The 12,160-nt window shown below is 73.3% G+C and carries 11 protein-coding genes; 7 read left to right on the top strand and 4 right to left on the bottom strand.

Annotated features, from left to right (window positions below):
* Positions 1-45: 45 nt before the first annotated feature.
* Both PT931_RS02975 and PT931_RS02970 read right to left on the bottom strand, forming a co-directional pair.
* The gene (locus PT931_RS02975; RefSeq protein ID WP_456244159.1) at positions 46-1,845 is read right to left on the bottom strand and encodes a hypothetical protein; all 1,800 of its coding nucleotides are present in this window, start codon (positions 1,843-1,845) and stop codon (positions 46-48) included.
* Between the two features lie 435 nt (positions 1,846-2,280).
* Positions 2,281-3,024, bottom strand: coding sequence for a tyrosine-protein phosphatase (locus PT931_RS02970; protein ID WP_456244158.1), 744 nt, complete (start codon positions 3,022-3,024; stop codon positions 2,281-2,283).
* Between the two features lie 113 nt (positions 3,025-3,137).
* Here PT931_RS02970 and PT931_RS02965 point away from each other — a divergent pair, with 113 nt between their 5' ends.
* The 7 genes from PT931_RS02965 to PT931_RS02935 all read left to right on the top strand — a co-directional run bounded on the left by PT931_RS02965 (position 3,138) and on the right by PT931_RS02935 (position 10,361).
* The gene (locus tag PT931_RS02965) at positions 3,138-4,130 is read left to right on the top strand and encodes a GNAT family N-acetyltransferase (RefSeq protein WP_456244157.1); all 993 of its coding nucleotides are present in this window, start codon (positions 3,138-3,140) and stop codon (positions 4,128-4,130) included.
* Between the two features lie 127 nt (positions 4,131-4,257).
* On the top strand, positions 4,258-5,247 hold the full coding sequence (locus tag PT931_RS02960) for a 3-oxoacyl-ACP synthase III family protein (RefSeq protein WP_456244156.1): 990 nt from the start codon (positions 4,258-4,260) through the stop codon (positions 5,245-5,247).
* Positions 5,244-5,996 (top strand): glycosyltransferase family A protein, encoded by a 753-nt coding sequence (locus tag PT931_RS02955; RefSeq protein WP_456244155.1) that lies wholly within the window; start codon positions 5,244-5,246, stop codon positions 5,994-5,996. Before PT931_RS02960 ends, PT931_RS02955 begins: the two co-directional genes overlap by 4 nt.
* Complete coding sequence (locus PT931_RS02950) at positions 5,993-7,120, top strand: cytochrome P450 (RefSeq protein ID WP_456244154.1); 1,128 nt, start codon at positions 5,993-5,995, stop codon at positions 7,118-7,120. Before PT931_RS02955 ends, PT931_RS02950 begins: the two co-directional genes overlap by 4 nt.
* 8 nt (positions 7,121-7,128) lie before the next feature.
* On the top strand, positions 7,129-8,754 hold the full coding sequence (locus tag PT931_RS02945) for a class I adenylate-forming enzyme family protein (RefSeq protein WP_456244153.1): 1,626 nt from the start codon (positions 7,129-7,131) through the stop codon (positions 8,752-8,754).
* Positions 8,751-9,638 carry an NAD-dependent epimerase/dehydratase family protein gene (locus tag PT931_RS02940; protein WP_456244152.1) on the top strand — a complete coding sequence of 296 codons (888 nt, stop codon included), beginning with the start codon at positions 8,751-8,753 and terminating at the stop codon, positions 9,636-9,638. The genes PT931_RS02945 and PT931_RS02940 overlap by 4 nt, the downstream gene beginning before the upstream one ends.
* A gap of 63 nt (positions 9,639-9,701) precedes the next feature.
* Entirely contained in the window at positions 9,702-10,361 is a 660-nt protein-coding gene (locus PT931_RS02935) for a GDSL-type esterase/lipase family protein (protein WP_456244151.1), read from the top strand.
* Positions 10,362-10,584: 223 nt separating this feature from the next.
* Here the strand turns inward: PT931_RS02935 and PT931_RS02930 are convergent, their stop codons facing one another.
* Positions 10,585-11,280: an alpha/beta hydrolase gene (locus PT931_RS02930; RefSeq protein WP_456244150.1), complete on the bottom strand. Its 696-nt coding sequence runs from the start codon at positions 11,278-11,280 to the stop codon at positions 10,585-10,587.
* Positions 11,270-12,088, bottom strand: coding sequence for a methyltransferase domain-containing protein (locus tag PT931_RS02925; protein ID WP_456244149.1), 819 nt, complete (start codon positions 12,086-12,088; stop codon positions 11,270-11,272). The genes PT931_RS02930 and PT931_RS02925 overlap by 11 nt, the downstream gene beginning before the upstream one ends.
* Positions 12,089-12,160 lie beyond the last annotated feature (72 nt).

Below are 12,160 nucleotides of genomic sequence, written 5' to 3'. Positions count from 1 at the left end.
CGGCGCCCCCGGGGAGTACCCCGGGGGCGCCGCCTCAGGCGATGGTCAGGACACGGCCTTGAAGCCGACCGTGAACGGCTGTACGCCGGTGGTCGGAGCGGTCGCGCCCCGGGCCAGCGCGTTGCCGCTCGGTACGTGGAAGTAGTACCGCCCGACCACGTCGACGACGAGGTGCACGTTGCCGCCGTGGTTGTACACGTTGAACGCGTTGGACGGGCCGATCGCGGTGACCGCCGCGTTGGGCGTCACCTTGCCCGGCTGCGGGTTCAGGTTGCTGACGCCCGGCTTGTTCTGGCCGGCGATGCCGTTGGCCCACAGGGTCAGCACCGTCGGGATCGACGGGTTCACGGCCGTGACGTTCAGCGCCAGGCTGTAGGTCGTGCCACCGGCGGTGTCGAGCACCCTGCCGGGCGCCGTGACCTTCGTCGTGGTCGCCTGGCCGAGCGCGCCGGGCGCGCCGAGGCCGTCACGGGTGTCCACGATCCGGGTCGGCGTGATCGCGTCGAACCGCAGGCCGTCACCCGAGTAGTAGCCGTCGTCGAAGAAGCCGACGATGTCGACGATCACGTGCGTGGTCGTCTGGGTGTACACGCCGATCACGGGCCAGCCCTCGGCCGGCCCGCAGCCCCAGCAGTCCGCGGTCGGGACGACGGCCAGGTTCGGCACGGTCTCGTTGCGCTGGAAGTTCAGGGTCGAGGTCGACTGGAAGTCCGACTCCCGGCCGTTCCACGCGGTCAGGAAGCCCTGGCCGATCGACTCCGTCGAGGTGACGTTGACGACGTACGCGCGGATGTGCGGGTTGGCGGTGCCGAAGTTCAGCCCGGTGCGCAGGTAGTAGTTCGACGGGAGCTTGCCGCCCGCGCGGGTGTCGATGAGCCGGGTCGGGGTGATCGGGTGGAACAGGCCGCCCATCGAGTACACCTGGTCGCTGTCCGCGTAGTAGCCCTGGACGTCGGCGATGATGTGGGTCTGGCCGGAGTGGTTGTAGATGTCCACCCCGCCGTCGGTGCCGACCTTGACCGTGACCGAGTTCGCCCCGGTCCAGCCCGGCATGAAGTTCAGCGAGGACGCCGTCGGGCGGGCCACGCCCTTCGGGAACAGGGTGAGGAAGCCCGATTCGGTGGGGTCGGTGACCGTCACGTTCAGCGTGACCGCCGAGACGCCGGACGACGGGACCCCGCCGCGGCCGCCGACCTGGAGGTGCAGGATGCCGCCCGGTCCGACCCGGCTGGCCGGTGCGCCGTTGCCGTACCGGGTGTCGAGGATCCGGTTCGGGTTCAGCGTGGTGTACGTGCCCTTGTTGCCCGCCCACGGGTCGTTCCCGTACAGCGAGAAGTCGAAGGTCAGCGTGCCGCCCGTGGTGACGTTCGGGAGGGACAGCTGGGCCTTCTGCGGGCCCCGCAGCGCGGTCAGCGGCGTGATCGTGACCGTGCACGTCTCGGCGTTCGCGAGGGTCGCGCCGGAGCAGGTGTCCGCCGTGACGGGGAACGCCGCCGGGTGCTGGCCCGTGACGGCGACCGTGCCGAGCTTGGTCGAGCCGGAGCCGAGGGACGTCACGACGACCTGGTGCGGGGCGCCCGGGACGTTGACCTCCTGGGTGCCGAGCTCGATCGAGGTGAGCCCGACCTCGAGCCCGTTGTACCCGACCGTGGACTTCCACCGGACCTGACCTGTGACCGGCGTGCTGTTGTCGCACTGGTAGGAGAAGTCGGCCGCGAACGAGGCGATCACGCCCGCGGCGCGGGTGACCTCCAGGACCTTGATGGAACCGGAGGTCTGGTTGCAGCCGCGCGAGCCGGAGCTGATGTCCATGCCGGCGTAGGCGCCCTCGGCGGACCGCTTCACCTGGTACGTCGTACCGACCTGCCAGGGGGTCGACGGCGGGGCGACGATCTCGCCGCCGACGCTGTCACCGCGGACCGGGACGGCGCCGACGTTGAAGCCCTCGGCCCCCAGGGGGTGAACGTCACGTTCGCGGTGCTCGCGTCGAAGACGCGGCTCCCGTTGAACATGTAGTTGCCGGAAGCCGGACCGGCGAGCACCAGCGCGTTGTACGGTGCGGTCGGCGCCGCCGGTGCGGCCAGGGCGGGAGCCGGAAGAACTGCGGCAGAAGCTACCAGTGCGATGGCAGCGGTCATGGCACCGCGAAGTATGCGCAAGAGTCTCCCCCGTGTGAGATATGAGCGCGTAATTGGGGCTCCAACTTAGAGCGGTGGAGCCCCCGCGCGCAATCCATTTAGGGAAGTCTGTCGATATCTCAGCGTTGGTACCGCTATGGGGTCAGGCGGTGCGGTCTGACGTGTCCGTCAGCAGGTGCGCCCGCAGTTCCGTGACCACGCCGTCGTCGAGCCCGACGTGGTCGCGGACGTAGTCGGGCAGCGAGCCGTACGTCCTCGTGAGGTCCGCGAGGAAGAGGCTCATCAGCTCGGCGGGCGCCTGGCCGTAGCCGGGCCAGGTCAGGGGGCGGCCGCTGGCGACGTAGTCCGCGACGGAACGGTCCGTGGCCAGGTTCGTGAGCGCGAAGTCGGCCGCGATGTCCGCCTCGGACACGCCCAACAGGCCGAGCACCAGCGCCGCGACGATCCCGGTGCGGTCCTTGCCCGCCGCACAGTGGAAGACCACCGGGGCGTTCGCGTCGGCGGCGATCAGCTCCAGCACGGTCCGCAGTTCGGCGGCGCCGTCGAGGGCGACCTCCGCGTACTTCTCCGCCAGGAACGGCGCGACCTGCACCTCGGGGCCGAGCTTGGGCTGGCTGTAGGGCCGGTGCTCGACACTCAGGTTGTGGTACGCCAGCCCCGGGGTCTCCGGCACCCGGCCCCGGGCCTCGATCTCGAACGGATACCGCAGGTCGATGACGGTACGCACCCCGAGCGCGGTGAACGTGTCCACGTCCGCGCCCGCCAGCTTGCCGAGCGAGTCGGAACGGTACAGCCGCCCCCACCGCACGGTGCTGCCGTCGGTCGTCCGGTACCCGCCGAGGTCGCGGAAGTTGTGCAGTTTCTCGAACGCGATGTGCCTTGTCACGCGGGCAACGGTAACGGCAGGTGGCGGCCCGGTGCTGCCCCGTCCGGGCCCGGGCGGGGCACATCACGCGCAATTCGGTTGCCGGGCGGCGAGTTGTGGGCCAGGGTGCGCGGATGGACATCCGCCGGCTCGATCCGCACGACGAGAACACAGCTTCCGCCTGGTACGAGGCGTTCCGGGCCGGCGGTGTCGCCCTCCGGGAGGCCCCGACGTTCTTCGCCGCCGACGCGGTCCTCGGTTCACTGCGCACCAACGACACCCGGCACGCGTACGGGGCCTGGTCCGGGGACGTGTGCCTCGGCGCGGCCCTGCTCGACCTGCCGGCCCGGGCCAACACGCACATGGCGGAGCTGGAACTCAACGTCCCGCCGGCGTACCGCGGCCGGGGCGTCGGCGCGGCGCTGTTCGACACCATGGTCCGGGCGGCCGCCGAGGCGGGGCGGAGCCGGCTGTCGACCGAGCTCAACGTCCCGCGCGCCAACACGCTGGAGTCGTACCCGGGCGGCAGGTTCGCGCTGGCCAGGGGACTCCGCAGCGTGCTGTCCGAGCAGCGGTACCTCGTGGACCTGCCCGTCGACGACGCCGACCTCGCGGCGCTCGCCGGCCGGGCCGCCCCGGGGTACACCGTCGAGTCCTGGGCGGGCCCGGTCGGGCGGGAGCGCGCGGCGGTGTTCGCCCGGCTGCGCACCCTGATGGAACAGGACGTGCCGACCGGCGAACGCGACCACGAGCCGGACACCTTCGACGCCGACCGGGTACTCGCCGGGGACGCGAAGACCGCCGCCCAGGGCTGGGGCCTGCTCACCACCCTGGTGCTCGACGCGGACGGCACCCCGGCCAGGTACACCCGGATCTTCGTCAACGCCGACGGGGTGCACGCCCAGCAGGACGACACGTTCGTGCTCCGGGCGCACCGCGGCCACCGGCTCGGGGTCCTGGCGAAGGTCGCCAACATGCGCCAGCTCGCGGCCCTGCACCCGGGCGTGCGGCACCTGCACTCGTGGACCGCCGACACCAACGACGCGATGCTCGCCATCAACGCGCGGTTCGGCTTCCGTGCCGTGGAGGCGATGCACGTCCTCGAAGGGGAGCTGCCCGCTTCCTGACGCCGCCGGGCCACGGTACCCGGATGGGGGTCTTTTAGCAGACTGTTGGGGTCCTGACAAGAGGGGCCGGGCTCTTCCTGTGTGCGTGCTGGTGACGGACGATTCCAGCAGACAGGGGAGGGTGACAATGGGCGCTCGGATCACGGGCATGGCGGTGCACCTGCCGGAGACCACGCTGACCAGCGGGGAGGTCACGGACCGGATCACCGGGTACCGGCCACCGGCCGGGTTGGTCGAACGACTGACCGGCGTGCGGTCACTGCACGTGATGCCCGCCGACTGGCAGGCGTCGGACCTGGCCGCCGAGGCCGCGCGGAAGCTGTTCGCCGACACCGGCACCGACCCGGCCGACGTCGACCTGCTGCTCTTCGCGTCGGCCAGCCAGGACATGGTCGAGCCGGCCACCGCGCACATCGTGGCCGCCAAACTGGGGCTGAGCTGCCCGGTGTTCGACGTGAAGAACGCGTGCAACAGCGTGCTGAACGCGGTCGAGGTGGCCGACGCGCTGATCGGGGCCGGGGGGTACCGGCGGGTGCTGATCGCCAGCGGGGAGGCCCCGTCGCGCGCCGTGCGGTGGGACGTACCGGACCTGAAGGAGTACCTGACGGCGCTGCCCGGGTACACGCTGTCGGACGCCGGGGCCGCGCTCGTGATGGAGCGCTCCGACCGGCCCGGCGTCCTCGGCTCCGGCTTCTCCGCGCACTCGGAGGCATGGCAGGTCGGCACCCTGCCGGCCGGCGGTTCCGCGCACCCTCGGGACCCCGCGTACAGCTACTTCCGGCTCGACGGGGCCGCGCTCAAGGACGCGTTCGACGCGTTCGGGGCCGAGATCGTGCTGGACACGCTCGGGCGGCTCGGGCTGGGCTGGGACGACTTCGCGGTGGTGGCCGTGCACCAGGTGTCCCTGCCGTACCTGGAGATCCTGCGCGAACGGCTCGGGATCCCGGCGGACAAGCTGGTCGTGACCCTCGCCGAGCACGGGAACCTGGCGTCGGCCAGTCTGCCGTTCCAGCTGGTCCGGGCCCGGGAGGCTGGCAGGCTGGGGCCGGGGGACCGGGTGTGCCTGATCGGGCTGGCCGGTGGCGTGAGCATGGGTGTGATGGCGGTGGAACTGTGAGCGGGAGCGGCGGCCTCTGGGTTGTGGTGCCGGCCTACAACGAGGCGCGGGGCATCCTGCCGACGTTGCAGGCGCTCGCCGCGCAGCTCGACCGCGACTTCACCCTCGTGGTCGTCGACAACAACTCCACCGACGGCACGGCGACCGTCGTGCGGGCCTTCGACTTCCCCGGCGCGCACCTGATCCACGAACCCGTCAAGGGCACCGGGGCGGCGGCGGACACCGGGATGCGGTACGCGATCGCCCACGGCGCGACCCTGCTCGCCCGGACCGACGCGGACTGCCTGCCGGCCCCGGACTGGACCCGGAGCGTGCGCCGGTGCTTCTCCGAAGGGCTCCACCTCGTCGGCGGGCAGTTGATCCCCCGGACCGACGACGTGCCGGTGAGCGCGTGGCGCCGGGGGCTGCTGCTCGCCGCCGTCGAGGTGGCCGTCGTGTTCGGCAAGCTGCGGAAGGGCAACCGGGGGGCCGAGTACCTGGGGCCGTACATCATGGCGCCGGGCTGCAACATGGCCATCACCGCCGACATGTACGAGCGCTCCGGCGGCTTCCCCCGCACCAGGATCGAGGAGCTGCACGAGGACCGGGCGCTGGTCAACGCGGTGCGCCGGCTGACGACGGCCTACGCGTACCGGCGCGACGTCCGGGTGCGCGGGTCCGTGCGGCGGGCGCACGCGTGGGGGCTGCGCAGGACCCTCGCGTGGTACGCCGACCACCGGTACAAGCCCGAGATCGTGGACATCCGGTGACCGCCTGGGAGGAGAGGGTGCAGACGGGGGCGCATCCCGTCGCGTACCGGATGATGCGGTTGATCTGTGCCAGCGGGCCCGTGCGCCGGGTGCCCCGGGTGGGCGTCGTGGTCAGCGATCCGGTGCTAGCCCGCCAGGTGCTGATGGACTCCGACACGTTCACGAAGACCGGGCCCGGCTCGCCGTCGGACCTGTGGACGCCCGTGCTCGGCCCGTCGGTGCTGCTGAACATGGAGGGCGACGCGCACACCCGGCTCCGGCGCAAACTGTCCGGGCTGTTCACGCCCGGGTATGTCCGCGACCTGTGCGACCGGGTGCTGGCGCTTCCCCTGGCCCGGTTGCGGTCGGACCTGGCGGATGGCCGCGAGGTGGATCTGGTCCGGGTCGTGCAGGACTGCGCCGGGGCCGTGATCTGCGAACTCGTCGGCCTGCCCGCCGACCGGGTCGCCGAGGCCTACTCCCGGGGCGCCGCCATCACGTCCATGGTCCGGCTCGGGCGGCCCCGGCTCACCGACCGGCAGATCCGGCACGCCCGCGCCGAACTCGGCGGCCTTACCGCGCCCGCGATCCGCGCCTACCGGACCGGCGACCCGGCCACCGTGCCCGGCAGGATGCGCGAACTCGGGCTCACCGAGGAGGAGGCGCACGGCGCGGTCGGGGCGTTCGTGCTCACCGGCACCGAGACGCTGGTGTCGTACCTGCCCAGGCTCGTCGCGCTGTGCCACGACACCGGGGTGTCCGTATCGCCGTCCAATCTGGACAGTGTGGTGGTGGAAGGGTTGCGGTACACCGTGCCGTCGCCCGTCATGCTGCGCAGCGTCGCGAAGGCCGGCAGCGTCGGCGGGGTCGCGGTGCGGCCCGGGGACCGGATCGTGATCGCCACCCTGTTCGCCGCCCGGGGCCGCGAACCCTTCGACCCGTCTCGGCCCGCCGACCCCGACATCCGGCAGCTCTGGTTCGGGGCCGGCGCGCACTTCTGCCTCGGCGCGCCACTGGCCAGGGCGGAGATCGACGCGGTACTCCGCGCGCTGGCCCCCACCGACCGGCTCACCGTGACGTCCCGGGCCGTGGCGAAGCGCGTACTGATCCCCGGCTACTCCCGACTCATGATCCGGAGCCTGTGATGGACCTGGTGGCAGCAGTGTTGACCACCGCCGACGCCGCGCCCGACGCGCTGGCGATCGGGGAACTGACCTACGGCGAGCTCGCCCGCCGGGTGCGCTCGACCGCCGCCGGGCTGGTCGCGGCCGGGTTGGAGCCCGGGGACCGGGTGCTGTTCTCCGTGCGGCCCGAGGCGGCCGGGGTCGTGCTGGCGCTGGGGATCGTGGCCGCCGGGGGGACCGTGGTGTTCGCCGATCCGGGGACCGGTCCGGAGCTGTTCGCGGCGCGGTTGGCGTTGGCGGGGCCGCGGTGGGCGGCGGCGGAGTCGTTGTTGTACGCCGCCAGTCGGTACGGGCGGGGGGTGGCGCGGCGGCGGGGGTTGCTGCTGCCGAGCTATCGGGAGCTGCCGGTGCGGCACGTATATGCGGGGCGGTGGCTGCCGGGGGTGCCGAAGGGGGCGTTGTCGGCGCGGAAGCTGGCGGCCGGGGGCGCGGGTGGGGCTGTGCGCGGCGGCGGGGAGGCGGACCCGGCCCTGGGTGGGGCGGCCGGAGGCGCGGTGTCCGGAGGGTCGGTGGCCCCGACCGGGCCGGGCGGTGCCGTGGGGGCCGGGCTCGGCGACCAGGAGGCGCTCATCGTGTTCACCTCCGGCAGCACCGCCGCCCCCAAGGCCGTCGTGCACACCAGGGCCTCGCTCGGCTCCGGGCTGGCGCTGCTCGCCACCCGCTGCCGCCTCGGCCCCGGCGACACCGTGCACACCGACCAGCTGATGCTCGGCCTCCCGGCGCTGGTGGCCGGCGCGCACTGGACCATGCCGCCCTACGGGTTCGCCCCCGCCGCCGACCCGGTCCGCTACGCCGAGGGCCTCGCCGGGGCCACGCACGCGTTCTGCGTCCCCGCCGACCTGGCCGTCCTGCTCGACGCCGGGGTCCGGGCGCCCGGGCTCCGGCACCTGCTGATCGGCGGCGCCCCGGTGCTGCCCCCGCTGCTGCGCCGGGCCCGCGAGGCGTTCCCCGGCACGGAGCTGCTCGCCGTGTACGGCATGACCGAGATCCTGCCCATCGCCATCGCCACGGCCGAGGAGAAGCTCGCGCACACCGGCCCCGGCGACCTGATCGGCGAGCCGCTGCCCAGGGTCCGGGTGGCGATCGCGGAGGACGGCGAGTTGGTCGTCGCCGGGCCGAACCTGTGCCGGGGCTATCTGGGCCAGCCCCGCCTGGAGGCGCACGCGACCGGTGACCTGGCGACCCTCGACGACGGCCGGCTCGTCCTGCTCGGCCGCAAGAAGGACATGATCATCCGGGGCAAGACCAACGTGTACCCCGGCCTCTACGAACCCACGATCAACACCTTTCCGGGGGTACGCGAGGCCGCGTTGGTCGGGGTGCCCGACGAGATCGGGGACGAGCGGATCGTGTTGGCGGTGGTGGCGTCCGGGGCCCCTGCGGGTGGCCCCTCGGGCGGCGGGCGTGCCTCCTCGGGCGGCCCGACCGACGGCGGCGATCTCGTGGCCCGGTTGAGCGCGGGCCTGCCGCGCCTGATCGACGCCTCGGCGCTGCCCGACGAGATCGTGCTGGTGGAAGCGATCCCCACGGTCGGCCGCACCCGTAAACCGGACCGGGAGGCCATGCGCCGGCTGGTGGGCGGGGTGCGGGGGTGAGGGTCGCGGTGACCGGGGCCGGCGGGTTCGTCGGGGGCGCCGTGTGTCGGGGGCTCCGGGGCGACGGGCACGACGTCGTCGCCCTCACCCGGCGCGAATGGGACATCACCACCGGCCCGATGGCCGACCCGCCGAAGGTCGACGCCGTCGTGCACTGCGCCGCCGCCGTCACCGACTGGGGCCCGGTCGAGCCGGCCCGGCGGGCCAATGTCGACGGCACCCGGCACGCGCTGGCCACGTTCCCCGACGCGCGGTTCGTGCACGTCTCCACGGCCAGCGTCTACGACCCGTTCCGCCCCACCGTGCACGCCGCGGAGTCGGAGGCCCCCGCGAAGAGCTTCCTCACCGGGTACGCCGCCACCAAGGCCGCCGCCGAGCTCCTCGTCCTGGCCCGGCCCGACGCCCTCGTGCTCCGCCCGCACGCCGTGTACGGACCGGGCGACCCGACCCTGCTCCCCCGGGTACTCGGCGCGATCCGGGGCCGCACCCTGTGGATCGTGGGGGACGGCCGGGCCGCCCAGTCGCTCACCTCGGTCGACAACCTGGTGCGCGCGGTGGCCCTGGCGTGCCGGCCCGGTGCTCCCGGGGGCGCGTACAACATCGCCGACGCCGGGCCCGTACCCGTCGGGGCGGCGCTGCGGGACCTGTTGGCGGCGCGCGGCCTGGCGGTCCGGGTCCGTGGCCTGCCCATGGCCCTGGCGTGGCCGCTGGCGGGCGCGCTGGAGGGCGCCTTCCGACTGGTCGGGGCGCGCAGGCCACCCCGCCTGACCAGGTACGCGATCAGCCACCTGGCCATGGAGCGCACCCTGGACCTGACCCGGGCCCGCACCCTCCTCGGCTACACCCCGACCCCGACCTCCTTCGAGGGCGCCGCCGACTGGTGAGAGCCGGTCCCGGGCCGTGGGACGTGCCCCGGTACCGGGGCGGCCGTGGGTAGCATCGGCGAAATGATCACGAATCCGCACGCCATCACGGTGCTCTGCTACGGCGACTCCAACACGCACGGCGAGCGCGCCGAGGAGCCCGAGCTGGGCCGCTGGCCCGCCGACGTCCGCTGGACCGGCCAGGCGCAGAACCTGCTCGGCGACGGGTACTACCTCATCGAGGAGGGCCTGGGCGGGCGGACCACCGACGTGGACTACGCCGACCGGCCGGGCCGCAACGGTCGGACGCACCTGCTGCCGACCCTGCACTCGCACGACCCGCTGGACCTGGTGGTGCTGATGCTCGGCACCAACGACGTGAAGCACCTGTTCGGCCGGACCGCCGCGGGAATCGCGGCGGCGGTGGGCGGCCTGCTGGACGACATAGCGGAGTACGGGGCGGACCACGACGGCCGGCCGCCGAGGGTGCTGGTGCTGTCCCCGGCCCCGTGCGACGACCGCGCTCTGGTCTACGGCGCGGGGGAGTTCGACGCCGGTTCGGTGGCGGTGTCGCGGGAGCTGGCGGCCGAGATCGGGAAGGTGGCGGCGGCCCGGGGCGCGGCGTTCGCGGACGCGGGAACGGTCGCCCGGGTCGGCGGGGACGGCGTCCATCTGACCCGGGACTCGCACAGCACCCTGGCCGCCCTGGTCGCCACGTGGATCACGGAGAACCTGAGCTCCTAGCCGGGACCGAAGCCCCCGCGGCTGGGCGCCTCACCCGAACCGACCGGGCCCACCGCGGCCGGACGGGTCCGGGCGCCAACCTGGGCACCGAGGAACCGGCCGGCGCCGACCCGGACGGCCGACCCCGTCGAGGTGCCGCCGCGCGCCCGGTCGGTCGGTCGGCGTAACCCTCTCAGAGCTTGTGATCTGGCCCGCCGGAGGCGCTCCGACGGGCCAGCCCCGTTCAGACCAGCCGGGAGTGCAGCAGGTCGGCGAGCTCGGCGGGGTGGTTCAGGAACGGCGAGTGCCCCGAGTCGAACTCGGCGACATCGGTGATCCCGGCCCTGGCCAGCATGTCCCGCTGCAGCCCGGTCGGCACGGACTGGTCCTGGGTCGTCACGACGTACGTCGCCGGGATCGTCTGCCACCCGGCGGCCAGCACCTCCTGCCCGAAGGAGGCGGCGGACTGCGGCAGCAACCGCGCCTCGGCGGCCGCGGCCACGTCGGCGGCCACGTCGCTGTAGAACAGCTTGGCGCCCCAGCCGGCGGCGACGCTGATCAGCCCGTCCTTGAACTCGATCCACGGCGCGTTGCCGCCCCCGGTGAGGGCGCGCATCGAGTCGCCGACCTGGGGCAGGAACGCGGCGACGTAGATCAGCTGGGTGACGTTGGGCAGTTCCGCGGACGCTTCGGTGACCACCACGCCGCCGAAGGAGTGCCCGACGAGCACGACCGGCCCGTCGATGGCCCGCACGGTCTCGCGGACGAGGGCGACGTCGGAGCGCAGGTCCCCGACGGTCGCCGGGTCGGTGCCGTGGCTGGTCAGCTCGACGAGCTGGACGTCGAGGCCGTGCCGGCGCAGCTCGGGGACGAACGGTTCCCAGAACCAGGTGCCGTGCCACGCGCCGTGCACGAGGACGAGGGTCGGCTTACTCGACACGGGTGCCTCCGACGACGAAACCGGTGATGGACTGGAAGAACTGGCCCTTGACCTGGGCCTCGATCAGCGGCTCCCACCAGGCGGTGAGCTGCTCGGTGCTGAGCTCGAGGTCGCCCGAGGCCTGGGCGGCGGCGAGCCGGCCGGCGGTCACCATCCGGTAGAACTCGAACGGCATGAGCACGGTCTGCGGCGCGACGGTGACGTCGGCGAGGCCGAGTTCGAGGAAGCGGCGGCGGAGCTGCCGACCGCACCAGCTGTTGTGCCCGTCGGACAGGGTGCGGATGATCTCGCGGGTGGTGGCGAGGTCCGGGTGGTCGATGGTGGTGGTGTCGAAGTCGTAGTCGAAGGCCACCACCCGGCCGCCGATCCTGGTGACCCGGACGAGCTCGGCGGCCGTCGCGGGGATGTTCTCGCAGTGCATCAGCATCAGCTTGGCGCGGACGGCGTCGAAGGACTGGTCGTCGAAGCTGATGGCGCGGCCGTCGTCGACCCGGAACTCGACGGGCAGGTCCGAGCCGGCGCTGCGCTGCTGGGCCACCTCGATCATCGCGGCGCTGAGGTCGGTGCCGATCACGAGGCCGTCGGCGCCGACCAGGGCGGCCAGCTCGCGGGCGTCGTCCCCGGTGCCGCAGCCGACGTCGAGCACCGTGGCGCCGGCGAGGTCGCCCATGTCGGTGGCCAGCTGCTGCCGGGCGCGCGCGTACTCGGGCAGGGCGTTCGCGCGGTCCATGAAGGTGATGAACCACGATTCGTCCGGCGCGTCGTCCACAGTGGTGAACTGGGCGACGTTGCCAGTGGAAGTCGTCATGAGGTGCTGGCCTCCTTCAGCCATAGGGGTGGTGCCGGACGGGGGCGGCCCGTCCGGCACCCGGGGGGCAGA

It is taken from the genome of Longispora urticae (assembly GCF_053902585.1).
Note: the sequence above shows the minus strand (reverse complement) of the source record. Positions and strands in the feature narration are given on the sequence as shown.

Excerpts from the sequence above, each read along its gene's own strand:
- PT931_RS02965 (WP_456244157.1), top strand. The coding sequence starts at position 3,138 with ATGGACATCCGCCGGCTCGATCCGCACGACGAGAACACAGCTTCCGCC.
- PT931_RS02960 (WP_456244156.1), top strand. The coding sequence starts at position 4,258 with ATGGGCGCTCGGATCACGGGCATGGCGGTGCACCTGCCGGAGACCACG.
- PT931_RS02935 (WP_456244151.1), top strand. The coding sequence starts at position 9,702 with ATGATCACGAATCCGCACGCCATCACGGTGCTCTGCTACGGCGACTCC.
- PT931_RS02925 (WP_456244149.1), bottom strand. The coding sequence starts at position 12,088 with ATGACGACTTCCACTGGCAACGTCGCCCAGTTCACCACTGTGGACGAC.